The sequence below is a fragment of the Devosia sp. genome (assembly GCF_028290625.1).
Lineage (GTDB): Bacteria > Pseudomonadota > Alphaproteobacteria > Rhizobiales > Devosiaceae > Devosia.
Genome location: NZ_JAQGJM010000038.1, coordinates 201,397 through 227,507, shown reverse-complemented (window position 1 = coordinate 227,507; position 26,111 = coordinate 201,397). Strand labels below are relative to the sequence as shown.

The window sequence follows — 26,111 nt, the reverse complement described above, 5'->3', positions numbered from 1 at the left end:
GGGACCTCCGTTTGGGGTGGTAAGGCAGAAAATGAGGTTCCCGCCTGCGCGGGAATGACTTCGTGGGTGGGCTTGTTCGAGAGCTAATGGATCCGGAAGGCCGCTGGAGGCCATGCAGCCGCCACGGCTCCACTACCGGACCTTCTGTCCCAGCCAGACGCCGCTCTGCGTCGCTATCCGCTCAAAGCCCATCGCCTGCCAGAAGCCCATGCCGCGCGCATTGAGCGGGCTGACACCGACATGCACGCCCGGAACGCCCACCGCCCGCGCCTGCTCGATCCAGCGCTCGAACAGCTTGCGGCCCATCCCGGTCCCCTGCAGCCGCGGCAGCAGGTTCATATGCATATGCGCGGGGAAGGGGCCAACAACCGCATCCGGTGTCGTGCTCGGATGATGAATGGCGAAACTGCGCTTCTGGTCGGCATTCCAGCTATCCGGTGCCGAGCCCGACGGATCGGGATATTGCCCGCGCAGCGCCGGCCACCAGTCCCGCTCAAGCTGCTGGTCGAACGTCCGCGTATCCGCCGCGCCGACGACGTAGCCGGCCACGCCCTGATCATCCTCGGCCACGAAAGCCAGTTCCGGCGCGAGCATCGCGTAGGGCGCCGAATAAATATGCCCGATCAGCCGCCCGTCCTGATGCAGTGGCGATGCATCGCGGCCAGAATCGCCGGTCGCCAGCGAGATCGCATAAAGGCTATCGAGGTCAGCCGCAGCGAAAGGACGAACCAGGCTCATTCAGCGCTCCCGCGACGGCTCAAAGCGCCACGAAGCCCTTTTGCGCCACGTCGTAAATCTGCCCGTTCTGCGTCAGGTTCGGCGAGACCATATCCACCAGCGCACCGGCAATTTCGCGCGGCTGCGGCAGCGTATCGGGGTCTTCCCCCGGCATCGCCCTGGCCCGCATCGCTGTGCGCACGGCGCCGGGATAGAACACATTGGCCCGCACGCTGGTCTGCTCGACCTCGCCTGCATAGGATTTGACCATGGCGTCGACAGCCGCCTTGCTCGCCGCATAAAGACCCCAATAGGGCCGCGCCGACTTGGCCGACGATGAGGACACGAACACCGCGCGCCCGGCATCAGCCTGGCGCAGCAGCAGATCGGTCGAACGCAGCAGCCGATAGTTGGCCGTCACATTGACCGCCATCACCTTCTCGAATTCCTCCGGCGCCACGTGGGGCAGGGGCGACAGCGTGCCCAACATGCCCGCATTGGCGATCAACCCATCGAGCGCACCCCAGCGTTCGAAGATCGCCGCACCCAGCCGGTCGATGGCGTCGCCATCGCGCAGGTCGAGCGGCACCAGCGTTGCCGACGAGCCCAGATCCTGGATTTCGTCGTCGAGTTCCTCGAGGCCCCCGACCGTGCGGGCAACCGCCACCACATGCGCGCCGCGACGCGCGGCCTCACGCGCGCTGGCGTAACCAATTCCGCGCGACGCCCCGGTGACGAGGACGACTTTGCCGGCAAGATCTTGCGTATCAGCCACTAACCGGCCTCTCGAAGCAGGGAAATTTGTTTCGGCTCGTTCTTGGCCCGACCGTTGAGATCGGTCAACTGCGTCGGATAGTCGCCGGTAAAATAATGATCGGTGAACTGCGGCGCCAGGTTATTGCGCGGCTCGCCGCCGACGGCATCATACAACCCATCGATCGACAGGAAGGCCAGCGAATCGGCGCCGATGAAGCGACACATCGCCTCCAGGTCCTTGTATTGATTGGCCAGCAGCTTCTCCGGGTCTGGCGTGTCGATGCCGTAATAGTCCGAATATCGGATCATCGGGCTGGCGACGCGGATATGCACCTCGGTCGCTCCAGCGTCGCGCATCATCTGCACGATCTTGACCGAAGTCGTGCCGCGCACGATCGAATCGTCGATCAGCACGACCCGTTTGCCATCGATTTCGGCACGATTGGCCGAATGCTTCAGCTTCACGCCGAAAGCTCGGATCGACTGCGTCGGCTCGATGAAGGTACGCCCCACATAATGGTTGCGGATGATGCCCAGCTCGAACGGAATGCCGCTCGCCTGCGCATAGCCGATGGCCGCCGGCGTGCCGCCGTCGGGCACCGGCACCACCACGTCGGCCTCGACCGGCGCTTCCTTGGCGAGGTTGATGCCCATGCGCTTGCGCGCCGTATAGACGCTGCGTCCGGCCACCACCGAATCGGGGCGTGCGAAATACACGTACTCGAACAGGCATGGCCGTTCCGGCTCGGGCCGCACCGGCTTGCGGGCTTCGATGGTGATCGAGCCGTCCGGCTGCAGCTCGCAGATTACGACCTCGCCGTTCTCGACGTCCCGCACATATTTGGCGCCGATAATGTCCAGCGCACAGGTTTCCGAACAGAAAATTGGCTTGCCGTCGAGCTCGCCCATCACCAGCGGCCTTATGCCGATCGGGTCGCGTGCCGCAATCAGCTTGGTGCGGGTTACGGCCAACATGGCATAGCCGCCTTCCATCTGCCGCAGCGCGTCGATGAAGCGATCGGTGGTCGAGCTATGGCGCGAGCGGGCGATCAGGTGCAGCACAACCTCGGTGTCGGAGGTCGATTGGCAGATGGCGCCGGTGGCGATGATCTGCCGGCGCAGCGTCAGGCCATTGGTGAAGTTGCCGTTATGCGCAATGGCGATGCCGCCAGCTTCCAGTTCCGCAAACAGCGGTTGCACATTGCGTAGTGCCACTTCGCCAGTGGTGGAATAGCGCGTATGCCCGATGGCCATCGTGCCGGGCAGCTTGGCCAGGAGGGCCGGGTCGGTATAGTGGTCACCAACCAGTCCCATGCGCTTTTCGGTATAGAATTGTCGGCCGTCAAAACTGACTATGCCCGCCGCTTCCTGGCCGCGATGCTGCAGCGCATGCAGGCCCAGCGCCGTCAGGGTCGAGGCGTCGCTATGCCCCAAAATGCCAAACACGCCGCACTCTTCATGCAGCGTGTCGCCATCGATATCGAAAGTGTCGTCGCTCGGATGGTTCACCGGGCTCTCCATTCCAATGCTGCCTCAACTGCAGAAACTGGCGCGCCGCCAGCGGCGGCGCGATGATCCGGCATCCCCATGCCTTGCCAGATCGGTCTATCGTCGGGCCCATAATAGCGGGCTTCTGGTCCGTGATGTGGCGAGGAAGAGGCCCTCACCGCAATATGATCAAAGAGTAGTGGCCGGTGCGACCGGCGCTGCCGGGGCGGGAACGGTTGTCCCCGCGTCGGGCGGAACGCTGGAATCTTCGGTTTCGTCGGTGCCTTCGGCTGCCGCGCCGGTTGGATCCGTGGGATCTTCCGTCAGGCCGGTACCACCCTTGAGGATTTCCGTGACCTGCTTTTCCAGGTCCGGCGGCAGCATGGCGATCAGCGAATTGCCCATCTGGGTCAGGTGCGGCAGCGACTGCGATTCCTTGGCCCAGGGCGGCAGGTTCGAACCCAGCAGCCAGGTGCCGAAAATCGTGACCACGATGGCGACCAGCAGCCCGCGCAACACGCCGAACACGAAGCCGAGCGTGCGGTCGATCGGCCCGATCTTGCTGTCCACCACGAAATCGGCGATCCGCATGGTCAGCAGATGCAGCACGATCAGCGCAACGATGAAACTGACCACCACGGTGGCGATATCGGCAACCGTCGGATCGGCAATATAGCCCTGCGCGATTTCCGGGTGATACTTCCACATATAGATGGCGATGGCGGCCGAGCCGGCCCATGTCACCAATGAGAGCACTTCGCGCGTCAGTCCCCGCGCCGTGGCGAGGATCGCCGAGATCAGCACAAGCACTCCGATACCAACGTCGAATGCAGTCAGCATGATGGTTTCGCCAGCTCCAGAAGAGGCCCAGAGCCCCATATGGCGCTTCGTTTAGCCGCTTTAGCCGCCGCTGCCAAGGGCGCGCGGGCCGTGCACGGCCAATGTTCCCAGAAAGCATGCAGAGGAGTCGCAGTCAGGCCCATTCGTCCACCTTCGCCGCCGGCTTCTGGCCCTTGGCCGCGATCCGCCCTACCAGGTCCGCCAGGTTCGTGAACTCCGACACCTCCAGCCCGCTATTACGGTCCGCCGCGCTGAGCCGTCCGGTCGATACCGATTTGAACCCCAGCTTATGCGCCTCGCGCAGCCGCAGCGAACCATGCACCACCGGGCGAATGCCGCCAGCGAGCGAGATTTCGCCAAAATACACCGATTCCGAGGGCAGGGGCGAGCCGGTCAGCGAGGAAATCAACGCCGCCGCCACCGCGAGGTCCGCCGCCGGTTCGTTGATCTTCAGCCCGCCGGCGACATTGAGATAGATATCATTAGCACCGATGCGCACGCCGCAGCGGGTCTCCAGCACTGCCAACACCATCGACAGCCGCGAAGAGTCCCAGCCGACGACCGCCCGCCTTGGCGTGCCGAGCGGGGAGGGGGCGACCAGCGCCTGGATTTCGATCAGCAGCGGGCGCGTGCCCTCCATACCGGCGAACACTGCCGAGCCGGCCGCGCCTTCGTCGCGCTGGTCGAGGAACAGCGCCGATGGATTGGCCACCTGGGCCAGCCCCAGGGCCGTCATTTCGAACACGCCGATCTCGTCAGTGGCGCCATAGCGATTCTTGACGCCGCGCAGAATTCGGAACGTGTGGCTCGAATCGCCCTCGAAATACAGCACCGCATCGACCATGTGCTCGACCACGCGCGGACCGGCGATCTGCCCGTCCTTGGTGACGTGCCCGACCAGCACCACCGCTGCGCCGCTCTTCTTGGCGAACCGCGTCAGCGCCTGCGCCGAGGTGCGCACCTGCGTCACGGTCCCCGGCGCGCTGTCCACCCGGTCGGTCCACAGTGTCTGGATCGAATCGATGATCACCAGATCGGGCGGCGGGCCGCTCTCCAGCGTGGCGAGAATGATCTCCACATTGGTCTCGGCAGCCAGCAGCACTTCTGCTTCACTTAGTCCCAGCCGCTGGGCCCGCAGCCGTACCTGCGCGACAGCCTCTTCGCCCGACACATAGACCACGCGCTTGCCGCGATTGGCCAAAGCCGCCGCGGCCTGAAGAAGCAGCGTCGATTTGCCAATGCCCGGATCGCCCGCAAAGAGCAGCGCCGACCCCATCACGAAGCCACCACCAGTCACCCGGTCCAGCTCGGCAATGCCGCTGACCACCCGCGCCGCGCTCTCGGTTTCCCCCGAAAGCGGCACCAGATTGGCCGCCTTGCCGCCCGCCTTGGCCGATTTCGGTCCCGCGCCGACACCACTATCGGTCAGCTCCTCGACAATGGTGTTCCAATCCCCGCAGGCATCGCAGCGTCCCTGCCAGCGGGTGGTGACGCCGCCGCAGGCCTGGCAGACGAAGGAGGAGCGGGATTTGGCCAATTGTCTTCCTGACGCATGCAGCGAGAAGGCGAGAGTGCTGGTGCCATTCCCGCAAAAGCTGAAACCCGCCCACCGCTGGCGACGCGAGTGGATGTCCGCCTATGCGGGAATGACGAGGCCGATTAATGCATATCGCGTGCGCACTATCAAGAACAAATAGCGAACATTACCCAAGATTGCCGTCCCCGACATAATTGCGCGTATAGCGCCCCTTGAGCGAGGTCAGAATTTCATACCCGATCGTGCCAGCCGCGTCGGCCTGGTCGTCAACGCTCAGTGCCGGTCCTAGCACTTCAACACCCTCGCCGGGTTTGGGCAGGTTGTCGCCCAGTTCGGTCACGTCGATAATGCTGGTATCCATCGATATCCGGCCCAGCACAGGGCAAAGCCGCCCGTTCACCACCACCTTGGCGCCCGGCCGCGTGTTCGAGCCCGAGGCCGACCGCAGGAAACCATCGGCATAGCCATAGGCGATGATCGCCAGCCGGCTATCACGCGCCAGCGTGTAATTGGCTCCATAGCCCACCGTTTCGCCGGTGCGCGCTTCCTTGACCTGCAGGATCGGCACATGCAGCGTCACCACCGGCGCCATCGGGTTCTTGCGCCCGACGACAGCGCGCCCGCCATAGAGCGCGATCCCCGGCCGCACCATCTGGAAATGATAATCGCGCCCGGTCATCAGCCCGGCCGAATTGGCCAGCGACGCCGGAATGCCGGGAAACTGCGCCATCACCGAGCCGAACAGCGCCAGTTGCGTGCGGTTCTTTTCATGATTGGGCTGATCTGCACACGCGAGATGGCTCATGATCATCTGCGGTGCATAGCCCAGCGTTTCGATGCGCTGCTTCACGAGGCTCGCCTCGTTGAGGCGGAAGCCCAGCCGGTTCATGCCGGTATCGAAATGGAAGGCCGACGCATAGGCCTCGTTGCGCTCCAGGCACTTGGCCAGCCATTCCTCCAGCATCGGCATCGAGCCGATGACGGGCATCAGATTCTGCCGCACATAGAGATTGGCCGCGCCGGGATAGAGCCCGCCCAGCACGAAAATATGCGCATCGGGCAGGGCGCTGCGCACCGCAATGGCCTCGTCCGGCGTGGCCACAAAGAAAAACCGCGCCCCCGCCGCATAGAGCGCCTTGCTCGACGGAGCGATGCCGGTGCCATAGGCGTCGGCCTTGACCACCGCACCCGTGAGCGCGCCTGCGCTGACCTTGTCGAGCGCACGCCAATTGCGGGCCAATGCCCCCAGATCGATGCTGAGCAGGCCCCCCAGGCCAGACGTGACGCTCATATTACTCCATGCGCTCAGGCAGATAGTCGGCGCGTGCCAGATTGCCGAAGCGCGTGAATTGCGCCTCGAAGGACAACTGCACCGTACCGGTAGGACCGTGGCGCTGTTTGCCGATGATCACTTCGGCCTTGCCGTGCACCTTGTCCATTTCCCCCTGCCACGTCAAATGCTCGGGCGAGCCCTCCTTGGGCTCCTTGTTCTTGAGATAATACTCTTCCCGGTAAACAAACATCACCACGTCGGCGTCCTGCTCGATAGAGCCCGATTCGCGCAGATCCGCCAGTTGCGGATGCTTGTCGTCGCGATTTTCGACCTGGCGCGACAGCTGGCTGAGCGCAATGATCGGCACTTCCAGCTCCTTGGCCAGCGCCTTGAGCGTAGTGGTAATTTCGGTCAGTTCCTGCACGCGGTTCTGGCTGGACGCCTTGCTCGATCCCGACAGCAGTTGCAGATAGTCCACGACCAGCAGGTCGAGCCCCTTCTGCCGCTTCAGCCGCCGCGCCCGCGCCGCCAATTGGGCCACGCTGATGCCGCCGGTGTCATCGATATAGAGTGGTATCTGCGCCATCAGGTTGGACGTATCCACCAGCTTGGCGAACTGGCTTTCGTGAATATTGCCGCGTCGAATGTCGGATGAGGAAATCTGCGCCTGCTCGGCCAGAATACGCGTGGCGAGCTGCTCGGAACTCATTTCCAGGCTGAAAAAGCCCACAATGCCGCCGTTGACGGTCTTGCGATGCCCGTCGGGCGTCACGTCGCCCTTCCACTCCTTGGCGACGTGGAAGGCGATATTGGTCACCAGCGCCGTCTTGCCCATGGCAGGGCGCGCGGCGAGGATGATCAAGTCGCTTCGCTGCAAGCCGCCCATCAGCCGGTCCAGATCGCTCAGTCCCGTTGCGGTACCCGAGAGCGAACCATCGCGCCCATAGGCCTCGCCGGCCATCTGGATCGCGTCTTTCAGCGCTGCATTGAACGGCTGGAAGCCGCCGTCGTAGCGACCCTTTTCCGCCAGTTGGAACAGCGCGCCTTCGACCTCTTCGATCTGCTTTTCAGGCGTGACGTCGACTTCGGACTCATAGGCCGTCGACACCATTTCCTCGCCGATCAGGATCAGCGAGCGCCGGAGCGCCAGATCATGGATCATGCGGCCATAGTCGGCCGCGTTCAGCACCGTGGTGGCCTCGGCGGCCAGGCGCGCCAGATACTGCGCCATGGTCATGTCGGCGAGCAGGTTTTCCGGCAGATGGGTCTTGATGGTAATCGGATCGGCCGACTTGCCGGCGCGCACGAACTTGCCAATCACCTCATAGATTTCACGGTGAATCGGCTCGTAGAAATGGATGGGCTCGAGAAAGTCGGAGACCCGGTAGAACGCTTCGTTATTGACGAGGACGGCGCCCAGCAGCGCCTGCTCTGCCTCCACATTGTGCGGGGCGAGGCGGAAGGACTTGTCCTCCGCGGGATGAAGCCGTGCAATTTCAGCCATCATGTGCCTCGGGGTAAATATTAACGTTTCTTAACCACGGGGGTTGATCACGAGTCTCGACCTACCTGCTGCACAGTTAACGTTGTGCGAACCGCGCCTGTGAACTGTGTGGACAACGGGGAATGTTCGCATTTTGTTTTGCATATGCTCAAGGCAGCAAAATGACCGAGTCGCGCCTGTTTCCCAAGACCGGCTCGGGCACCTTGCGCGCGGACAGTGGACAGCCCGCCGCCGAACGCCGATGATACTGCGCCCGCAACAGGGATAGCGCGCCGACCATGCCCATTGTCACGCATGCCACCGGCCTGGAGTCGCCCCTGGTTCGCGACGTCAGCCTCATCACGTTTACCGAGGCTAGCCAGATGGCGATCCTGCCCGACGGCTGCTGGGACATCGCTGTCCTCAAGCGCCGCGATCGGCTCATGGTTCTGCGCACAGGGCTGACCACCAGGCCAGTGACCTATGTCGCCGAGCCCGGCGATGAAATTCTCGCCATCTCCTTCAATCCGGACAGTTTCATGCCCCTGATGCCCGGTGAGCGAATGCGCGACGAAGGCGTGCTGATGCCGATGATCGGCCAGGACCGCTTCTGGATCGGCACCGACGTGGTGGAAATTCCTAATTTCGCCAATGTGGATGGCTTTATCGAACGGCTGGCCCGCGCCGAGATCGTCGAGACCAATGGCGCGGTATCATCTGTCGTTCAGGGCAGGGCGATGGCCATGTCGGAACGGACCTTGCAGCGTCACTTCCTGCGCACAACCGGCCTGACCTACAAGGGCTTCACCCAGATCGAGCGCGCTCGCAAGGCCATGTCGCTGCTGCAAGCCGGCCAAGCTGCGGCCGATGTCGCTTTCGCTCTCGGCTATGCCGACCAGCCCCACATGATCCGGTCGCTCAAGGCCATCATGGGCCAGACGCCGCGTGCCATCGCCGCGGGCACGCCACCCTGAAAACTGTCGGATTTCTTCAATCCTGATCCGGCCGCGCTGGCTAGAACGAGGGGGTCAAGTGAGTTCGATCTCACCTAAACCCAATCAGGAGAACGAGAATGTCCACCATTACCCCGTTCAAAATTGCCGTCTCGGATGCTGCCCTTGACGATCTCAACGCGCGTTTGGCCCAGACTGTGCTTCCCTCCGTCACCACGGACGGGTGGGAGCAGGGGCCGGCGCTCTCCTATGTGCAAACCATGCTCGCACGCCTCCGCAACGGGTTCGATTGGCGCGCTCAGGAAGCCGCGATCAACCGGCACCCCCAGTTCACCACGACCGTCGATGGCCAGAACCTGCATTTCATCCACGTCAAATCGGCCGAGGCCAACGCCACTCCGCTGCTGCTGATCCATGGCTGGCCGGGCTCGTTCGTCGAGTTCCTCGGCGTCATCGGGCCGCTGACTGATCCGGTCGCTCATGGCGGCAAGGCCGAAAATGCTTTCGACGTCGTAATCCCATCGTTGCCGGGCTTTGGTTTTTCCGGCCCCACTAAGGAAGCTGGCTGGAACAATGGCCGCATCGCGCGCGCGCTGATCGAGCTGATGAGCCGCCTGGATTACGCCCGCTTCGGCATCCAAGGGGGCGACGCGGGGGCGATAATCGGCCCTGAAATCGGCCGCATCGCGCCCGAGAAGGTGACTGGCATTCAGCTGAACGCCGCCACCATGGGCTTCATCCCGATGGGGCCGATCGAGCCGGAGGTCATCGCCACGTTCAACGAGCGTGAACTGGCCCGGATGCGGCGGCTGCAACGTTTCATGGCCGAGCATTTTGGCTTCAACGCCGTCCAGTCCAGCCGTCCACAGTCCCTGGCCTATGCCGTCTCGGATTCGCCCATTGGCCTGCTGGCCTGGATCAGCGACCTGTTCACCAGCTTCGGCGATCGGCCCGAAGCGGTCGATGCCGACGCGTTCCTCACCAATGCGCTGGTCTACTGGTTCACCGGAACGGCAGCTTCCTCGATGCGGCTCTACTACGAAAACGCCCATGATCCCGAGGCCTGGAGCCCCAAGGCGAATTCGGGCGTTCCCACCGGCGTGGCCGTGTTCGGCTATGACGAAGTGCCGATCCGCCGCTTTGGCGAACAGTCCAACACCATCCTGCGTTGGACCGAACTGGACGAAGGCGGCCATTATGCAGTGCTGGAAGTGCCCGGCCTTTGGATGGGTGAAGTGCGCGAGTTCTTTGCCGGCCTCTAAGGCTGGGCGCAAAACGAAAAAGGCCGGGCTTGCGCCCGGCCTTTCCAAATCTAAAGTCCCAAAAATCAGACTTCGTCGTCGAAGCGGTCGTCCTGCTGGGCGTCCTTCTGGCCGGCGGCGAAATCGCCGGCTTCGTCTTCTTCATAGACGGTGACGGTGAGGTCTTCGCCGCTATCCTGGCGGGTCGCTTCATCGGTCGAGCGGGCCACGTTGACGCGGATCGTGACGGCCACTTCCGAGTGCAGGTGCAGCGACACGGTGTGAACGCCGACCGACTTGATCGGGTCCATCAGGTCGACCTGCGAACGCTGGATGACAAAGCCATCGGCGCCCAGGGCTTCCACGATGTCGCGCGATGCGACCGAACCGTAAAGCTGGCCGGTTTCGCCGGCCTGGCGGATGATGATGACGGTGCGGCCATTGAGGCCTTCGGCAATGCCGGCTGCCGCGTTGCGGCGTTCGTCATTGCGCTTTTCGATATTGACGCGTTCGACGGCAAACTTGGCGCGATTGCCTTCCGTGGCGCGAAGCGCCTTGCCCTGAGGCAGCAGGAAGTTACGGGCAAAGCCGTCCTTGACGGTGACTTCGTCGCCGATCGAACCGGTGCGCGCGATGCGCTCGAGCAGAATAACTTTCATGGGAATATTCCTTTGGCTGTCCCACCCTTGGGTGGTTAGGAGCCCCGGACCATCCGGAACCCCAACGATGTGCCCCGAAGGGCACGGGCCACTGCGCGAGGCAGTAGGCCGATCAGAAAGTCGTTGGGCTGGATGAGATAGTGGTGGTTCGCGAGAACCGGAGCGGAGCGTACTTAAGTACGTGAGCACCGGAGGCGCAGCGAACCGCCGCTAGATCGCCAGCCCCGCGAACTTACTGGATAGCGTACGGCATGATGCCGATGAAGCGGGCACGCTTGATCGCACGAGCCAGTTCACGCTGCTTCAGCGCCGAAACGGCAGTGATGCGGCTTGGCACGATTTTGCCGCGCTCGGAGACGTAGCGGCTCAGCAGGCGCACGTCCTTGTAGTCGATCTTTGGTGCGCCTTCGCCCGAGAACGGGCAGGTCTTGCGCCGGCGCTGGAACGGACGGCGGGCCTGGGCGGTAGTTAGGTCACGAATTGCCATAGCTGTTAGTCCTTATCTTAGAAACGGCGCGGACGGCGTTCGCCGCCGCCAAAACGGTCGCCACCACGATCGGGACGGCCACCGCCATCGCGGTCGTCGCGATCGCGCTTCTGCATCATTGCCGACGGGCCTTCTTCCAGCTCGTCCACACGCACGGTCATGAAGCGCAGGATGTCTTCATTGATGCGCATCTGGCGTTCCATTTCGACCACTGCGGCCGATGGAGCGTCGATGTTCATCAGCGAATAGTGAGCCTTGCGGTTCTTGCGGATGCGGTAGGAGAGGCCCTTGAGGCCCCAATATTCGTTCTTGGTAACCTTGCCGCCATTGGCGGTCAGGATTTCAGTCAGCGACGCGGTCAGTTCTTCGACCTGCTGCTGGGAAACGTCCTGGCGCGCCAGGAAGATATGCTCGTAAAGGGCCATGAATGCGGCTTCCTCAGTGGTTCAACACATGTGCACTTGCTGGCGCGGAGCCTCCTTGAAGCCGGGAAGGGCATCAAAGCAGTCTTGCAAAGAGCGGGAACACGGGAGGCCGGGAATTTCACCCTATCTGCATCGGCTTTCGCCAATAGCAAACCCTCCGTTCAGCCCCCGGCCAAACGAATGCTGGCGGTGCAATAGGGCGAAACGGGCGTCAGATCAAGCAAAAACGCCGCCGGATGGCCCGGCGGCATATTCTGCTTGGTGTCGCCGGAGGCTGGCTCAGTTCGGCTCGTCACCCACGGCCAGGATATTGCCTTCGGAGTCCTTGAACCAGGCCGCATGGTACTGGCCCATGGTGGCGATGCCGTTGACCGTCTTGAGGCCGGGCATGTCATAGTCTTCGAACTTAACGCCGTGACGCCGCAAATCCTTCACTTCGGCCTCCACGTCATCGGTGGCGAAGGACAGCAGGGTGTTGGGCGCCTTGCCGGCATTGGGCGTCGGATACAGCAGGAAACTGGTGCCCCCGCCGACCTTGTAGATGCAGCCCATCTCGTCTTCCATTGCCGGGGTGAGCCCGAGTTTGTCGTGATACCACGATTTTGCGCGGCTCATGTCTGCAGCCGGGATAGTTGCGTAGGCACGATGATCTGTGAGCATGACTTCCTCCCTTTTGAGAACTGACACCCCCGCAAATTACGCCTCTACAGTGCTGGTGTAAACGCATCGCTTGCCGGCAAGCACTTCGCGCAACAATCCGATCACGCCGCTGTGAATTGTCGTGGGTTCGACACGATGGCGACACATCTTCGCCCAATTCGGCCTGCTATCCCCGCTAGGCTTGAAACTCTCAAGCCCAAACATGTGGGAAAATATTACATGACCGTCAAATTTCTTCTGCCCCTGGTTCTCGTGTCCGCCCTGGCTCTGACCGCTTGCGGCAAGAACGATGCCGAGACGCCCGCCGCTGCCGCAACCCCTGCTGCCGTCACCGCTCCTGCGGCGCCCGCCGCTGTCGAAGCCCCGGCAATGGCCCCCGCCGCCACCGCGCCCACGCCGGACGATGCCATGAAGGCCATCCAGGCCCAGGCCGCCACCATGACCGATGCGCAGAAGCAGGAAACCATTGCGGCTGCCCGCAAGGCCGCCGAAGATGCCGGCAAGGCTCAGGGCCTGACCGACGAGCAGATCAAGCAGGCCGCCGATATGGCCGAAACCGCCACCAAGCAGATGCTCGGCGTTCAGTAACACTGTTGCCCATGGGGGCGGCCACGAGGCCGCTCCCGTCACCCCGCGGCCTGCCGCCTTGACTCTGCCGCACACTCCCGGCAAACGCCGCGCAACTGGACATCCCATTAGGGGTTGTCATACTGCGACGAAACGAGGGGTTCATCATGACCAAGCGCGCATTCACCTTTCCCGGCCAGGGTAGCCAGGCCGTCGGCATGGGCAAGGATCTCGCCGCCGCCTATCCCGAGGCCCGCGCCGTCTTCCAGGAAGTCGACGAAGCGCTCGGCCAGCGCCTCTCCGCCATCATGTTCGAAGGCCCCGACGATATCCTGCGCCTGACTGAAAACGCCCAGCCTGCGCTGATGGCCGTCAGTCTCGCCATTATTCGCGTGCTCGAGTCCAAGGGCGTTCGCCTCGCCGATCACGCCGCGTTCGTTGCCGGTCATTCGCTCGGCGAATATTCCGCGCTCGCCGCCGCCGGCACCTTCACCATTGCCGATACCGCGCGCCTGCTCAAAACCCGTGGCCAAGCCATGCAGAAGGCCGTGCCAGTCGGCCATGGCGCCATGGCGGCACTGCTCGGCCTCGATATGGCCACCACCCATGAAGTTGCTGCCGAGGCTGCCCAAGGCGAAGTGTGCGACGTAGCCAACGACAATGCGCCGGGCCAAGTCGTCGTCTCCGGCACCGTGGCCGCCATCGAACGCGCCGTCGAGCTGGCCAAGGCCAAGGGCGCCAAGCGTGCCCTGCTGCTGCCCGTCAGTGCACCGTTCCATTGCTCGCTGATGCAGCCTGCCGCCGATGCCATGGCGCAGGCGCTCGCCGAAGTCACCATGAACGCTCCCGTTGTCCCGCTGGTCGCCAACGTGCTCGCTATGCCGATCACCGATCCGGCCGAAATTCGCCAGCGTCTGGTCGAGCAGGTTACCGGCGTCGTACGCTGGACCGAGACCGTCACCTGGCTCACCGGCCCCGGTGGCGTCACCCATCTGGCCGAGCTTGGCACCGGTAAGGTGCTGACCGGCCTGGCCAAGCGTATCAATGCCGAAGCCATTGGCACATCGGTCACCACGCCGGCCGACATCGATGCCTTTGTCGCTGAACTGCTCGCGTAAGCACCTGATTCAATACCTGAACGACCCGATTCAATTTCTCGCCGAGGACGCTTAAATGTTTGATCTAACTGGAAAACGCGCCCTCGTCACCGGCGCCAGCGGCGGCATTGGCCGCGAGATCGCCAAGGCCTTAGCTGCTGCTGGCGCCCGTGTCGCCCTCAGCGGCACCCGCGTCGGGGCGCTAGAGGATACTGCCAAGGAAATCGGCGCCGATTGCCCGATTCTTCCCTGCAATCTCTCCAAGCTCGATGAGGTGGACCGCCTGGTCCCCGCCGCCGAAGCCGCCTTGGGTGGCCTCGATATTCTGGTCAACAACGCCGGCATGACCCGCGACAATCTCTTCATGCGCATGAAGGACGAGGAGTGGGACGACGTCATCGCCGTCAACCTCACCGCCGCCTTCCATCTGACCCGCTCCGTGCTGCGCGGAATGATGAAGCAGCGTCATGGCCGCATCATCGGCATCTCATCGGTCTCGGGCGTCATGGGCAATCCGGGGCAGGGCAATTACGCTGCCTCCAAGGCCGGCCTGATTGGCATGAACAAGGCCTTGGCGCACGAAGTCGCCTCGCGCGGCATCACCGTCAATTCGATCGCGCCGGGCTTCATTGCGTCGGCCATGACCGATGAACTGAATGACAAACAGCGCGAATCCATCCTGTCCACAATTCCCGCCGGCCGTCTGGGAACCGCCCAGGAAGTGGCGGGTTGTGCAGTATTCCTTGCCAGCGATGCGGCAGCCTACATCACGGGTCACACCCTCAACGTCAACGGCGGCATGGCTATGATCTGATCGCCAAGCCACTGATAACGCAGGTAATTGCTTGATCGGACCGCTGTATCTGTCTGTGTACGGAGCCTTGGTCCACCTTGCGAGCCCGCACCGCGCCCCCTAGATTGCCTGGGTGCAAGCCAACACGGCGCTTGAAGATTTAGCGCCACGCCAATAAGAAGCGAAACGAAACCTCGATTTCGAAAAGGGAAGTCAATATGAGCGATGTCGCTGATCGGGTCCGCAAGATCGTTGTGGAACACCTCAATGTGGATGCCGAGAAGGTTGTCGAGAAGGCCAGCTTCATCGACGATCTGGGCGCCGATTCCCTTGACCAGGTCGAACTGGTTATGGCGTTCGAAGAAGAATTCTCGGTCGAAATTCCTGACGACGCTGCCGAGTCTATCCAGACTTTTGGTGACGCAGTCTCCTTCCTGACCAAAGCTGTCGGCTAAGCCTAGATAGGCCCATTGATCATGGAATTGCGCCGTGTCGTCGTCACCGGTATCGGCCTCGTTACCCCTCTAGGGTGTGGTGTCGAGACTACCTGGGCCAATATTCTCGCCGGGAAATCCGGTGCCAGGCGCATTGAGAATTTCCAGGTCGATGACATAGCCTGCCAGATCGCCGCTCAGCTTCCGCTGGGCGACTATGCGGACGGAAAATACAACCCGGACGAATGGATGGACGTGAAGGATCAGCGTAAAGTTGATCCCTTCATCGTCTATGCCATGGCAGCCGCCACTCAGGCCATCCAGGACGCGGGTGTCGAGCCCAAGACCCAGGAAGACCAGGAGCGCACCGGCGTTCTGATCGGTTCGGGCATTGGCGGAATTGGCGGCATCTATGATGCCTCCATCATTCTGCATGAAAAAGGCCCGCGCCGGATCAGCCCCTTCTTCATTCCCGGCCGGCTGATCAATCTGGCGTCCGGTTACGTTTCGATCCGGTTCGGGCTCAAGGGCCCCAATCATTCCGTGGTCACGGCTTGCTCCACCGGTGCCCACGCCATTGGCGATGCCTCGCGCCTGATCGCCCTGGGCGATGCCGACGTGATGATCGCCGGCGGCGCCGAAAGCTGCATCAACCGGCTGGCTCTCTCCGGCTTTGCCTCGGCGCGTGCCCTGTCGACCAATTTCAACAATGCCCCCGAAAAGGCCTCGCGTCCTTACGACAAGGACCGCGACGGCTTCGTCATGGGCGAGGGCGCCGGTATCGTGGTGCTCGAGGACTATGAGCGGGCCAAGGCCCGCGGCGCCAAGATCTACGGCGAAATCATCGGCTATGGCCTGTCCGGCGATGCCTATCACATCACCGCGCCGTCTCCCGATGGCGATGGCAGTTTCCGCTGCATGCAGGCCGCCATCAAGCGCGCCGGCATCTCCCCATCCGAGATCGACTACATCAACGCCCACGGCACTTCGACGCCGCTTGGCGACGAGATCGAACTTGGCTCGGTCACGCGCATGCTGGGGGCCTCGGCCTCCAACGCGGCCATGAGCTCGACCAAATCGGCCATCGGCCATCTGCTCGGCGCCGCCGGCTCGGTCGAAGCGATCTTCTCGCTGCTCGCCATGCGCGACAATATCGCGCCGCCGACCATCAATCTCGACAACCCCTCCGTCGAGACCGAGATCAATCTTGTGCCCCACACGGCGCTCAAGAAAGAGATCAACGTCGCGCTGTCCAATTCCTTCGGCTTTGGCGGCACCAACGCGACCCTGGTCATGCGCAAGGTCGCCTGACGCTTCATCCGCTGTTGTTTTCAGTTCACATCGCGCCGTTGGCGCGGTGTTTCCGCTTGTCTTTGCCTGGGGCCGTGAGAAGAATGCGCCCGGCCTTGCCATGATTTGGCGCCAATACGATGAAAAGACCCGGCGTAGCAATGACCGGGCTTTTGGGGTGACGCAGCAATGAATGATCGCAAGGCCAAGCGTTCGCGGCCCCGCCGCCGCAACGGATTGATCGAAATCCTCAATGGGTTCCTGACCTTGGCCGTGCTGGGCATGCTCGTGGTCGGAGGCGGGCTCGTCTTCATCGCCTCCCAGTTCTACGCCGATAGCGCCATCCCCGACGGCACCACCTTCGTCGTGCAAAGCGGCGATACGCTAGGCTCCACCTCCGAGCGTATGGAAAGCCTTGGCCTGATTTCCAACCGCTACGTCTTCGATTTCGGCCGCCGCGTCTCCAATGTCGAAGGCACGCTCAAGCCCGGCGAATACCGCATTCCCGCCAATGCCAGCATGTCCGACATTCTCAACGAACTGCTGCACGGCAAGCCGATTCTCTACGCCGTCACCGTGCCGGAAGGCTTCACCTCCTGGCAGGTGGTTGACCGCCTCAACCAGGACAAGAACCTGATCGGCGAAATCACCGGCCTGCCGGCTGAAGGCTCGATCCTGCCCAACACCTACCAGTATAATCCGGGCGATAGTCGCCAGTCGGTGCTCGACGCCATGGAAGCGGCGATGAAGACCGAACTGGCCGCCGTGTGGGAAGGGCGCGATGCCGACCTGCCGCTCCAGACCCCCGAGCAACTAGTGGTCCTGGCTTCGATCGTCGAAAAGGAAACCGGCGTCGCCTCCGAGCGCCCGCAGGTCGCCGCCGTCTTCGTCAATCGCCTCAAACAGAGCATGCGCCTGCAGTCCGATCCGACCATCATTTATGGCATTACCAAGGGCCAGTCGGTTCTGGGCCGTGGTCTGAAGCGTTCCGAGATCGAGGCGAAAACGCCCTATAATACCTACCAGATCGATGGCCTGCCGCCGACGCCTATCGCCAATCCGGGCATCGATGCGCTCAAGGCCGTGGCCAATCCCGATAGCCACGAATATCTCTATTTCGTCGCCAAGGGCGCCACGCCGGACCAAGGTCACGTCTTTGCCGCGACCTACAAGGAGCACCAGGCCAACGTGGCCAAGTTCCGCGCCATCGAGCGCGAACAGGCGCAGATTGACGCTGAAGCCGCCAAGGCCGCACTGGAAGCCAGCGAGGCCGAAGGCGCTACCGAAACGGCGCCCCAATAACTGTCTTGACCATGTCATCACGATCGCGCAACTACGCCGCACAAATCGGAATTTCCAATAGGGTCGTGTCGTGATTGAGTCTCAACGCCGTGGCGTCATGCTGGTGATTGCCTCGCCCTCGGGCGCCGGCAAGTCGTCCATTTCACGCTCGCTGTTCGGGCAGGACCCCAACATCCGCTTGTCGGTGTCCGTCACCACCCGCGCTCGCCGCACCGACGAGGTCGAGGGCACGCATTACTACTTTGTCGATGTCCCCACCTTCGAGAGCATGAAGGCCGAAGGCGAGCTGCTGGAATCGGCCAAGGTGCACGACAATTACTACGGCACCCCTCGCGCCAAGGTCGAAGAGCAACTGGCCGCCGGCAACGATATCCTGTTCGATATCGACTATCAGGGCACGCTGCAGCTCTATGAGCGCAGCCGTTCCGACATGGTGACGGTGTTCATCCTACCGCCCACCATCAAAGAACTGCGCGCCCGCCTAGAGCGTCGCGCCCAGGACAGCGCCGGCACCATCGAAAAGCGCCTGCGCAATGCCAAGCTCGAAATGCAGCACTACAGCGAATACGACTACATCATCATCAACGAGGATCTCGAGCAGTCGACCCAAAAGGTCCGCTCCATCCTCGCCGCCGCCCGCCTGGCCCGCCCACGGCTGACCCAGCTCGACCACTTCGTCAAAGACCTGCAGAACCAGATCGATTTGCTTTAGCCGCGCCGCAGTTCCGGCAGCGCCCTAGCCATCTTGAGGAACGCCTCCACCGGCAGTTCCTCGGCCCGCTCGTCGCCCTTGAGCCCGGCGACGGTCAGCAATCCTTCCACCGGCACGCCGGTCGCCTTGAGGCTCTGCCGCACCATCTTGCGGCGCTGCCCGAACGCCGCGCGGGTAATCTGCTCCAGGTCCTTCACGGCGACGTCGCCAGCGATCGCCTTAGGCACCAGATGCACCACGGCCGAGGTCACGTTCGGCGGCGGCGTGAACGCCTGCCGGCCCACATTAAACGCAATCCGTGCGTCGGTACGCCAGCCGGCCAACACGCCCAGCCGCCCATAGGCGTCGTCATTGGCCTTGGCGCAAATCCGCTCCGCCACTTCGCGCTGGAACATCAGCGTCAGGCTCTCGAACCAGGCGGGCCAAGGATCGGTCGTCAGCCACCCGGTGAGCAGGGGGGTGGCGATATTGTAGGGCAGGTTGGCGATGATCCGCGTCGGTCCATCAGCCAGCAGCCGATAGTCGGTCTCCAGCGCATCACCCGAAATGACCGTCAGCCGGCCGGGACAGGCCTCGGCAATCTGCGCCAGGGCCGGCAGGCACCGCGGATCGCGCTCGATGGCGATCACCTCGCGCGCGCCCTCCGCCAGCAGCGCCCGTGTCAGCCCGCCTGGCCCCGGACCCACCTCGATAACCCGCACGCCCTCCAGCGACCCGCTGACCCGCGCGATGCGGGCCGTCAGGTTCATGTCGAGCAGGAAGTTCTGCCCCAGTTCTTTTTTCGCGCGTAGGCCATGCTCGGCGATGACCTCGCGGAGCGGTGGTAGATCGTCGATCTGGCTCATGCTTCTGCCTGGTTGCGCGTCATCGCGTCGGCCATCTGGATTGCAGCGATGAAGCTGCGCGGCGAGGCCTTGCCGGTGCCCGCCAGGTCGAACGCCGTGCCATGGTCCGGCGACGTGCGCACGATTGGCAGGCCCAGCGTCACATTGACAGCGTCCTCGAACGCCAACGTCTTGATCGGGATCAGCGCTTGGTCGTGATACATCGCCACCACCGCGTCGTATTTCGCCCAATAGGCCGGATAGAACAGCGTATCGGCGGGCAGGGGGCCGGTGACCGCAATGCCCTCGAACTGCAATTGCGCCACCGCCGGCGCGACGATCTCCAGATCCTCGCGCCCGATGGCGCCGCCTTCTCCCGCATGCGGATTGAGCCCCGCCACGGCGATCCTGGGCTCGGCGATCCCGAAGCGCAGCTTCAGGTCATAGGCTACCACCCGCACCGTTTCCACGATCAGTTCGCGCGTCAGCAGGCCCGGTACGTCCTTGATCGGCACGTGGATCGTCACCGGCACCGCCCGGAGCCCGCCATGCGCCAGCATCATCACCGGCAGCCGCGCCTTGCCACCCTGGGCGCAGAGCTCAGCCAGAAACTCGGTATGGCCGGGATGCTTAAACCCGGCATGATAGAGCGCGCCCTTGTGGATCGGGGCAGTTACTAGCCCGCGGCATGCACCGGTCAACGTCGCCGCCACGGCCGCCTCGATCGAGCCGATCACCGCGCTTGCAGAAACCGGGCTGACCTCGCCTGGACGGTCCGGCAGCAATCCTTCGACCGGCACCACAGGCAGGGCGGTCGCAAAGATCGATCCGGCCTCTTGGGCGCTCGTCGCCTCCATGGGGATGTCGAGGCCAAGCCGTTGAGCCCGCGCCTGCAGGAAATCTGCCTGCCCAAACACGCAGAATGGCGGCAGCGCTAGCTCGGCCCGGCGCGCATAGAGTTGCAGGATCAAGTCAGGACCCACGCCCGCAGGTTCGCCCATGCTGATGGCCAGCGGCTTGTCCAATTCGGCCCTCATGGGTGTCAGTGGCGCGCCCTTATCGGACGCGCCGGTCGATCAGTTATAGATGATCTTGGCCTGCTTGCGCAGATTGGCCAGGTATTCGGCAACCTTGCCGCTCAGAGCCGCGCCGCCGGCTTCCTGCTGCATCTGGCCCTTGATGAAGGTGAGGTCTTCGGCTTCCGTCTTCTGGCAGATCGCCAGCATCGACACTCCGGTATCGGTGGTGCGCGGCTTGCCGATGCCGCCAACATTGAGCCCGGCCAGTTCCTTGGCCACGGCCTCTGGCAACTGGGTTGCATTGCGACGGCCAACGTCGATCACGGCGACATCGGTATAGCTCATCGACAGGTCCACCGCGCTATCGCAGCCGGTGAACGCGCTGCGATAGCGGTTGGCCTGCGCCGTGCGGGCGCCGGCGCCCTGGCCACCGGGAGCAACGAAAATGACTTCCTTGAGGATGTAGTCGAACTTCTGGTAGTCGGCGAGCTTGCTCTCTGCCTGCTGGTCGAGATCAAGGTCGGAGACCCGCACGGTCGGCGTGATGGCCTGGTCGGCGATCGCGCCCCAGGCGATTGCCGCCCGCAGCCGGTCGCGCAACGTGTCCATCCCGACGCCGTTGCCTTCCAGCATTTCAACCAGCTTGTCCTTGCTCAACTTGACGTTGCGGGCCACGTCCACCAGCGCGCTGTCGATTTGTGCATTGGACACAGTGATGCCAAGGCGCTTGGCCTCGGTCATCTGCAAGGCTTCATCGATCAACTGGTCGGTGGCGCCGCGCTGGCCCGTCCGATTGCCTTCCATCGAGAACAGCTTGACGCGCTGCGACACCTGCGTGTCGGTGATGGGCGTTCCGTTGACGGTGACGATAACTGCCGCAAAGGACGGCATGGCCGCGGCCATGGTGACCAGCAGTCCCAGGATCATGGCGCCAGCTACGCGCCCCAAAACACTGTTCGCCATCATCGTCATCCGCCTGTCCATTGTCGTCCCACTCTCAATGCGGTGGGAAACCCGCCCTGTCAATTGCCGAAAATTACGGCGAAAATCCGGGTACGGCGACAGCGCCGGAATAGCCGAGGTTCAACCCTGCTGGGGCTTTAAGAAAGAAGCTGGCGGTAAAGCGCGTGTCATCCGGCGACGTATGAGTTGGGCCAGTGCGCGTCGCGGTGCCGCCGATGACCAGATACCCGTCATCATAGGTGAGGCCCGCTCCGACCTGCAAGAATTGGTTCGAGGTAATGTCCCAATAGGCATTGCCCGTGAGCGTCCAATAATCGGCTAAGGGCACACCCGCATAAGCGCCGATCTGCTGCTGGTCGATCAGCACGCCCAGTGCCGGATTGGCCGCGATATAGGCATATTTCACCCCGGCTGAATAACCCGAATTGGTGTAATCTGCGCCTGCTTCGGCGCGGGTGACGCGTCCTTCGCCGGTATCGGCCTGCACCTTGCCGCCGACAGTGACCCCCTCGACGAACGACCCATAGGCCCCGAGCACCGCATAGGATGGCGACACGTCCAGCCCCGATCCAACGCCGACCAGGGTCGGGTCGGTGACCGCATAGGCGTTGGGGCCTGCCAATTGGAACGACTGCCCGGCGACGAGCTCGACATAGCTGCCATTGGCGAAATTGGCTTGGTAGCGCCCGCCCACATTGGCGCGCAGCCCAGTCTCCTGCCTGTCCATGCCGGAAAACCGGTTATAGCTGAACAGGTTCGTGTCGTCGAAAATGAAGCTCTGGGAATCATCGTTGGTGATCCCCGGCAGTCCGTTATCCGTGCCGCGATACACTACCTGCACGATCGGCTCGACCAGATGCACCGTCGAGCCATCGCTGGCCGCAAGCGGAAACCGTACGTCCATGGCGGCGATCGGTGTGGCGCTCCACAGCGTCGCGTCAGCCGGACCAATGGCGCTTGCGCTGTCGTAATTGGCGATGTCGAGCCGTCCGCCGAGATAGGGCGTCGCCACGAACCCACCGCCGCCGATATACTGGTTCTGCCAACCTGCCTGGAACACGGCATGGTTCTTGTTGCCCGCGTAACCGAACTGATAGGGCACGCCATTGGCGCTGGTACTGTAGTCCGACTCGCGCCGAACGCCCAGCAACCGCCCGGTGATCTCGACCCGGCCCATGCCCGGCGCCAGCTCCAGCATCTGCTCGAACCGCACCTTCGGCAACGCATTGCCCTGCAAATCCTGCGACTCTCGCGTGACTTGGCCAAGCACATTGAACTGCTGCAGGCGCGCATCGAAGTAGGTGTCGTCCGTCAAATGAGTGGCATAGACCTCGTTGACCGAGGTTTCTGCCGTCGAAATCCGGTAGTCCTCGAAATACGCAAAATCGCTGAACGCCGTGTAGGACCAGCCGACCTTCCAGTCTTTTGCCGGCACGAAATTACCAGAGGTCTGGATCGCGCCGCGCCACTCGCGCTGCGACGGCGCAAAGGTGAACGCCGTCGGATCGAGCTGATACACGCCAGATCCCTTGATCCGGAACGAGCCCGCCTCGAACCGCTGCACCCATTCGGCGTCCATCAGCAGGCCCTGCCGCGTCAGCAGGGTCGGGGTCAGGATGACGTCGGTGTATTTGCTGGAATAGGCGCTGATCGGCACGGCCACCTTGTGGCCGATCGCATCGCTATAGTCGTAGGTCGGCATCCGCACGTTGGCGAGGGCCGTTTGGCTGGTGTCCGGCAGCCACAAATAGGGCAGCCACGCCACCGGAATGCCCAGCAGCGCCAGGCTCGGCTGGTCCATCGCCAGCGAGCCGTCTGCCGAACTATAGGTGATCCGCTTGGCCTTCATCGACCAGCCGACGCGGCGGCCTTCATCGTCGATGCAATCGCCGCAAGGCGAATAGGTCGCGTTATCCAGGAGGGTCTGCAAGGCCTTGTCGTAGTCGGTGCTGTCGGCGGTAATCCGCGCGCCGTCATAGGTCGTGATAGTCATGGCGGTGATGAAAGCGCGCTTCATCCCGTCCTTGACCTCGAAATCTTCGGTTTCCAGCACGTTGCCGGACGGGTCGGTAATGGTAACGGCACCGATAAAATGGGCATCGCGGGTGGTGCGGTTATACACCAGCTTCTGCCCCTTGATGATGTAGCCGCCATAGCCGAGCACCACGTCGCCGGTGGCGGTAATGATGCTGGTCGGCGCGTCGACCTGAAGGTCGTCGGCTTCCACGGAGGTGGGGGCAGATGGGTCGATCGGCGCATTGAAGAAGTCGGCGGGCACCAGTTGCGCCATCGCGACGCTGCCGAGCATGCACAGCGCCACGGCACTGGCAGCGGCCAGGCGCAACGAACTCTTGATGCTTCCCCAGCCCCGTTTACTCACGTACGCCCGTCTTCTTTGTAGAGCAGCACTGTCACGCCGATGACAATGGCCACAAATGCAGGTCCGATTGCCGCGAATGTCGGATCGAGAACCCCGGCAGACCCAGCCCGGTCGGCCATCTCGGTAATCACGAACACGACAAAACCCAGCACGATCCCATAGAGGACCGCCCGACCATACTTATCGGACCTTCGATAACCTGCGGTAAATGCAAATGCAATGAACAGCGAACCGGTTAGCACCAGCGGCATGGCCAGCAGCTTGATCAGCCGCATCGTCGCCGCCGCCTTGATGGCGCTGTCGGAAACGCCCGCTTTCAGCAGCGCCGCCAGCTCGAAAAACGTCATGTCTTCTGTTGAGGATAGCCGCAAATCCAGCTCCGCCGCGGTCGATGAGGTGGGCAACTCATAGTTTTCCACCGTTCGGGCCGGGGCGTCCGGGCTACGGAAAATCGCCACTGGCAGAACCCAGTGGCCGGGCTGAAGCAGCGCCTGCTCGGCCTCGATTCGGCGTCCGGAGGTGCCCCCGATCTGAAACACCGTCACCCCGCCCAGCACCGCGCCACCCGGCTGCATACCGGTGGCCATCATGATGTAATGCTGGTCGCCGCTGCGCTGCTCAAGCCAGATTTCGCCCGGCGGTGTCAGCAGGGCCGCCTCGCCCGGCGGGGTGGGCACAAGCTCGCGAACCACCAGGGTGCTGGCCGTCTCCACCCCCAGCGCGATACCGAAGCTGGCGATCAGCAGGGCCACGGTCGGCGCCCGCACCACTCGCCAGATCGAAATGCCGCTGGCCTTGATGATGGTCAGCTCATGCTTGGCCTTGAGATCGATCAGCCCGAGAATCGCCCCCATCAGCACCGTCACCGGCAGCGTCTTGATGGTCCAGCGCATGCCACTGGCGACCACGCTTAGCATGGCCATGCCGACGCCGCTGTTCTGGGCGATGAAGTTGAAGCGCCAAGTATCTAGCGATTCCACCAGCGCGATAATGCCGTAGAACACCACCAGCGTCACCGCGATCCGGCTCATCACCCGCTTCAGCACCAGCCAGTCGATTCTGGTCATGCCATCACCGCGTACTGGATGCGGCGCGGACGGGCACGTACGAAGATGATGATCGCCGCCACCCCCATCATCAGCAGCGCCCCGGTCGCGGGCCCGAGAGGACTATAAGAGCTGATGCCGCGCTCGGCGAAGGCCAGCAGCAACACCGTCACCTCCATCGGCAACGCAATCCGCCCGCCGCGCCGCCCGCTCGGAAAGCCCGATAGTGCCAGCACCAGCACGCAGACGCCGATGACGCTGAGGGCCTCGTTCAACCGCTTGAGCAGCTTGTCGACCACCGGCTCCGGCCAGTCGCCGCTCGCCAGCGCATCGCTGACCAATTGCAGGCTGTCGCGCTCGGCCAGTGGGTCGGGCGTCGCCAGCGGCTGCGACAGCCGGTCCACGTTCAGGTCATAACGCCCGAACGAGATTTCCGAGAACCGGCCGTCCTTTTCCGAATATTGCAGCGTGCCGTCGCGCAGCTCGAGTACGTAGTTCGTGCCATCGCTCGAAACCCGTGCGGATTTGGCGATATAGGTGCGCCGCACCGCCGGATCGCGCCGGTCGTCGGCAAAGAATTCGGTGATTTCGCCTTGTCCGGCACGCCCGCCGATCAGCAGCACCACCCCGGGCGTCACCTGCGTAAACCGCTGCGGCTTGAGGGTCGAACTCACCAGGTCCGCCGCCACGCTGGCGGTCAACTGGTTCAGCCCCCGCGTCGACCAGGGGTCGAGGAAATTGGATAGCATCAGCACGCAGAACACGCCGATTGCCGCCACGGTCGCGGTCGCCCCGAACAGGCTGCGCAGCCCGTCCGTGGTATGAATGATATGCAGTTCATGATTGGTCTTGAGCGCCGTCATCGCCCGCGCCATGCCGATGCCGACGCAGACGTGGAAGAACACCAGCGCCAGCGGTGGCATGGTGAGCACGCCCTGATAGGCCAGCGTCAGCACGCCCTGGCCCTTGACCGACACCACGTCGAACGAGCGCAAGCAGTTGACCATCCACAGCAGGCCACACACCACCGCGAACAGGATCAGCGCATCGACAGCAAACATTTTTGCCAGATAGCGGGTCAGTCGTCTCATCTGCTCGCTATTAAATCCAATTGCTTAGGCCCTCCGCGCATCATTCGTTCAGTTCGGCCCCTCAGACAAGGATA

The 26,111-nt window shown here is 63.0% G+C and carries 26 protein-coding genes; 9 read left to right on the top strand and 17 right to left on the bottom strand.

Annotated elements, in window-relative coordinates; genetic code table 11:
- Positions 1–132: 132 nt before the first annotated feature.
- The 7 genes from JWR51_RS22115 to JWR51_RS22085 all read right to left on the bottom strand — a co-directional run bounded on the left by JWR51_RS22115 (position 133) and on the right by JWR51_RS22085 (position 8,115).
- Positions 133–738, bottom strand: coding sequence for a GNAT family N-acetyltransferase (locus tag JWR51_RS22115; RefSeq protein ID WP_299752896.1), 606 nt, complete (start codon positions 736–738; stop codon positions 133–135).
- Between the two features lie 19 nt (positions 739–757).
- Positions 758–1,492: an SDR family NAD(P)-dependent oxidoreductase gene (locus JWR51_RS22110; protein ID WP_299752893.1), complete on the bottom strand. Its 735-nt coding sequence runs from the start codon at positions 1,490–1,492 to the stop codon at positions 758–760.
- On the bottom strand, positions 1,492–2,982 hold the full coding sequence (gene purF / locus JWR51_RS22105) for an amidophosphoribosyltransferase (RefSeq protein ID WP_299752890.1): 1,491 nt from the start codon (positions 2,980–2,982) through the stop codon (positions 1,492–1,494). The genes JWR51_RS22110 and purF overlap by 1 nt, the downstream gene beginning before the upstream one ends.
- A 168-nt stretch (positions 2,983–3,150) precedes the next feature.
- Positions 3,151–3,801 (bottom strand): CvpA family protein, encoded by a 651-nt coding sequence (locus tag JWR51_RS22100; RefSeq protein ID WP_299752887.1) that lies wholly within the window; start codon positions 3,799–3,801, stop codon positions 3,151–3,153.
- Positions 3,802–3,934: 133 nt separating this feature from the next.
- Complete coding sequence (radA, locus tag JWR51_RS22095) at positions 3,935–5,338, bottom strand: DNA repair protein RadA (protein WP_299752884.1); 1,404 nt, start codon at positions 5,336–5,338, stop codon at positions 3,935–3,937.
- A 166-nt stretch (positions 5,339–5,504) separates the two neighbouring features.
- A complete protein-coding gene (alr, locus tag JWR51_RS22090; RefSeq protein WP_299752881.1) occupies positions 5,505–6,629 on the bottom strand; it encodes an alanine racemase in 1,125 nt (374 codons plus the stop codon).
- A 1-nt stretch (position 6,630) separates the two neighbouring features.
- Positions 6,631–8,115 carry a replicative DNA helicase gene (locus JWR51_RS22085; protein WP_299752878.1) on the bottom strand — a complete coding sequence of 495 codons (1,485 nt, stop codon included), beginning with the start codon at positions 8,113–8,115 and terminating at the stop codon, positions 6,631–6,633.
- A gap of 278 nt (positions 8,116–8,393) precedes the next feature.
- Here JWR51_RS22085 and JWR51_RS22080 point away from each other — a divergent pair, with 278 nt between their 5' ends.
- The gene (locus tag JWR51_RS22080) at positions 8,394–9,068 is read left to right on the top strand and encodes a helix-turn-helix domain-containing protein (protein WP_299752875.1); all 675 of its coding nucleotides are present in this window, start codon (positions 8,394–8,396) and stop codon (positions 9,066–9,068) included.
- Between the two features lie 98 nt (positions 9,069–9,166).
- Positions 9,167–10,309, top strand: a complete 1,143-nt coding sequence (locus JWR51_RS22075) for an epoxide hydrolase family protein (RefSeq protein WP_299752872.1) — start codon at positions 9,167–9,169, stop codon at positions 10,307–10,309.
- Positions 10,310–10,374: 65 nt separating this feature from the next.
- Here the strand turns inward: JWR51_RS22075 and rplI are convergent, their stop codons facing one another.
- The 4 genes from rplI to JWR51_RS22055 form a co-directional block, all read right to left on the bottom strand.
- Positions 10,375–10,947 (bottom strand): 50S ribosomal protein L9, encoded by a 573-nt coding sequence (rplI, locus tag JWR51_RS22070; RefSeq protein ID WP_366525637.1) that lies wholly within the window; start codon positions 10,945–10,947, stop codon positions 10,375–10,377.
- A gap of 232 nt (positions 10,948–11,179) precedes the next feature.
- Positions 11,180–11,428, bottom strand: coding sequence for a 30S ribosomal protein S18 (gene rpsR / locus JWR51_RS22065; RefSeq protein WP_299723426.1), 249 nt, complete (start codon positions 11,426–11,428; stop codon positions 11,180–11,182).
- 23 nt (positions 11,429–11,451) lie between these two features.
- Complete coding sequence (rpsF, locus tag JWR51_RS22060; RefSeq protein WP_299752869.1) at positions 11,452–11,859, bottom strand: 30S ribosomal protein S6; 408 nt, start codon at positions 11,857–11,859, stop codon at positions 11,452–11,454.
- Between the two features lie 279 nt (positions 11,860–12,138).
- Entirely contained in the window at positions 12,139–12,519 is a 381-nt protein-coding gene (locus tag JWR51_RS22055; RefSeq protein WP_299752866.1) for a VOC family protein, read from the bottom strand.
- A 219-nt stretch (positions 12,520–12,738) separates the two neighbouring features.
- On the opposite strand from JWR51_RS22055, the gene JWR51_RS22050 reads away from it, so the two are divergent.
- The 7 genes from JWR51_RS22050 (at position 12,739) to gmk (ending at position 18,714) form a co-directional block, all read left to right on the top strand.
- Positions 12,739–13,107, top strand: coding sequence for a hypothetical protein (locus JWR51_RS22050; RefSeq protein ID WP_299752863.1), 369 nt, complete (start codon positions 12,739–12,741; stop codon positions 13,105–13,107).
- 146 nt (positions 13,108–13,253) lie between these two features.
- Entirely contained in the window at positions 13,254–14,204 is a 951-nt protein-coding gene (gene fabD / locus JWR51_RS22045; RefSeq protein ID WP_299752860.1) for an ACP S-malonyltransferase, read from the top strand.
- A gap of 55 nt (positions 14,205–14,259) precedes the next feature.
- Positions 14,260–14,997, top strand: coding sequence for a 3-oxoacyl-[acyl-carrier-protein] reductase (gene fabG, locus JWR51_RS22040; RefSeq protein ID WP_299752857.1), 738 nt, complete (start codon positions 14,260–14,262; stop codon positions 14,995–14,997).
- A 197-nt stretch (positions 14,998–15,194) separates the two neighbouring features.
- Positions 15,195–15,431: an acyl carrier protein gene (locus tag JWR51_RS22035; RefSeq protein WP_035100440.1), complete on the top strand. Its 237-nt coding sequence runs from the start codon at positions 15,195–15,197 to the stop codon at positions 15,429–15,431.
- A 27-nt stretch (positions 15,432–15,458) separates the two neighbouring features.
- Positions 15,459–16,721, top strand: coding sequence for a beta-ketoacyl-ACP synthase II (fabF, locus tag JWR51_RS22030; protein WP_299753004.1), 1,263 nt, complete (start codon positions 15,459–15,461; stop codon positions 16,719–16,721).
- 168 nt (positions 16,722–16,889) lie between these two features.
- Positions 16,890–18,002, top strand: coding sequence for an endolytic transglycosylase MltG (mltG, locus tag JWR51_RS22025; protein ID WP_299752854.1), 1,113 nt, complete (start codon positions 16,890–16,892; stop codon positions 18,000–18,002).
- Positions 18,003–18,072: 70 nt separating this feature from the next.
- Positions 18,073–18,714 carry a guanylate kinase gene (gene gmk / locus JWR51_RS22020; protein WP_299752851.1) on the top strand — a complete coding sequence of 214 codons (642 nt, stop codon included), beginning with the start codon at positions 18,073–18,075 and terminating at the stop codon, positions 18,712–18,714.
- Here gmk and rsmA read toward each other — a convergent pair.
- From rsmA to JWR51_RS21990, 6 genes are all read right to left on the bottom strand, one after another.
- Entirely contained in the window at positions 18,711–19,559 is an 849-nt protein-coding gene (gene rsmA / locus JWR51_RS22015; protein WP_299752848.1) for a 16S rRNA (adenine(1518)-N(6)/adenine(1519)-N(6))-dimethyltransferase RsmA, read from the bottom strand. The genes gmk and rsmA overlap by 4 nt on opposite strands.
- Complete coding sequence (gene pdxA, locus JWR51_RS22010; protein ID WP_299752845.1) at positions 19,556–20,575, bottom strand: 4-hydroxythreonine-4-phosphate dehydrogenase PdxA; 1,020 nt, start codon at positions 20,573–20,575, stop codon at positions 19,556–19,558. Before pdxA ends, rsmA begins: the two co-directional genes overlap by 4 nt.
- Before the next feature lie 39 nt (positions 20,576–20,614).
- Positions 20,615–21,520 (bottom strand): SurA N-terminal domain-containing protein, encoded by a 906-nt coding sequence (locus tag JWR51_RS22005; RefSeq protein WP_299752842.1) that lies wholly within the window; start codon positions 21,518–21,520, stop codon positions 20,615–20,617.
- Positions 21,521–21,593: 73 nt separating this feature from the next.
- A complete protein-coding gene (gene lptD / locus JWR51_RS22000; RefSeq protein ID WP_299752839.1) occupies positions 21,594–23,900 on the bottom strand; it encodes an LPS assembly protein LptD in 2,307 nt (768 codons plus the stop codon).
- The gene (locus JWR51_RS21995; RefSeq protein ID WP_299752836.1) at positions 23,897–24,967 is read right to left on the bottom strand and encodes an LptF/LptG family permease; all 1,071 of its coding nucleotides are present in this window, start codon (positions 24,965–24,967) and stop codon (positions 23,897–23,899) included. The genes lptD and JWR51_RS21995 overlap by 4 nt, the downstream gene beginning before the upstream one ends.
- Positions 24,964–26,037, bottom strand: a complete 1,074-nt coding sequence (locus JWR51_RS21990; protein WP_299752833.1) for an LptF/LptG family permease — start codon at positions 26,035–26,037, stop codon at positions 24,964–24,966. Before JWR51_RS21990 ends, JWR51_RS21995 begins: the two co-directional genes overlap by 4 nt.
- Positions 26,038–26,111 lie beyond the last annotated feature (74 nt).

Bases quoted from the DNA above. Each gene is read 5' to 3' on its own strand.
- JWR51_RS22115 (WP_299752896.1), bottom strand. From the start codon at position 738: ATGAGCCTGGTTCGTCCTTTCGCTGCGGCTGACCTCGATAGCCTTTAT.
- JWR51_RS22075 (WP_299752872.1), top strand. From the start codon at position 9,167: ATGTCCACCATTACCCCGTTCAAAATTGCCGTCTCGGATGCTGCCCTT.
- alr (WP_299752881.1), bottom strand. From the start codon at position 6,629: ATGAGCGTCACGTCTGGCCTGGGGGGCCTGCTCAGCATCGATCTGGGG.
- JWR51_RS22080 (WP_299752875.1), top strand. From the start codon at position 8,394: ATGCCCATTGTCACGCATGCCACCGGCCTGGAGTCGCCCCTGGTTCGC.
- JWR51_RS22100 (WP_299752887.1), bottom strand. From the start codon at position 3,801: ATGCTGACTGCATTCGACGTTGGTATCGGAGTGCTTGTGCTGATCTCG.
- JWR51_RS22035 (WP_035100440.1), top strand. From the start codon at position 15,195: ATGAGCGATGTCGCTGATCGGGTCCGCAAGATCGTTGTGGAACACCTC.
- rplI (WP_366525637.1), bottom strand. From the start codon at position 10,947: ATGAAAGTTATTCTGCTCGAGCGCATCGCGCGCACCGGTTCGATCGGC.
- JWR51_RS22055 (WP_299752866.1), bottom strand. From the start codon at position 12,519: ATGCTCACAGATCATCGTGCCTACGCAACTATCCCGGCTGCAGACATG.
- rpsF (WP_299752869.1), bottom strand. From the start codon at position 11,859: ATGGCCCTTTACGAGCATATCTTCCTGGCGCGCCAGGACGTTTCCCAG.
- JWR51_RS22085 (WP_299752878.1), bottom strand. From the start codon at position 8,115: ATGGCTGAAATTGCACGGCTTCATCCCGCGGAGGACAAGTCCTTCCGC.
- rsmA (WP_299752848.1), bottom strand. From the start codon at position 19,559: ATGAGCCAGATCGACGATCTACCACCGCTCCGCGAGGTCATCGCCGAG.
- mltG (WP_299752854.1), top strand. From the start codon at position 16,890: ATGAATGATCGCAAGGCCAAGCGTTCGCGGCCCCGCCGCCGCAACGGA.
- JWR51_RS22050 (WP_299752863.1), top strand. From the start codon at position 12,739: ATGACCGTCAAATTTCTTCTGCCCCTGGTTCTCGTGTCCGCCCTGGCT.
- JWR51_RS21995 (WP_299752836.1), bottom strand. From the start codon at position 24,967: ATGACCAGAATCGACTGGCTGGTGCTGAAGCGGGTGATGAGCCGGATC.
- fabG (WP_299752857.1), top strand. From the start codon at position 14,260: ATGTTTGATCTAACTGGAAAACGCGCCCTCGTCACCGGCGCCAGCGGC.
- JWR51_RS22005 (WP_299752842.1), bottom strand. From the start codon at position 21,520: ATGGCGAACAGTGTTTTGGGGCGCGTAGCTGGCGCCATGATCCTGGGA.
- pdxA (WP_299752845.1), bottom strand. From the start codon at position 20,575: ATGAGGGCCGAATTGGACAAGCCGCTGGCCATCAGCATGGGCGAACCT.
- JWR51_RS21990 (WP_299752833.1), bottom strand. From the start codon at position 26,037: ATGAGACGACTGACCCGCTATCTGGCAAAAATGTTTGCTGTCGATGCG.
- fabD (WP_299752860.1), top strand. From the start codon at position 13,254: ATGACCAAGCGCGCATTCACCTTTCCCGGCCAGGGTAGCCAGGCCGTC.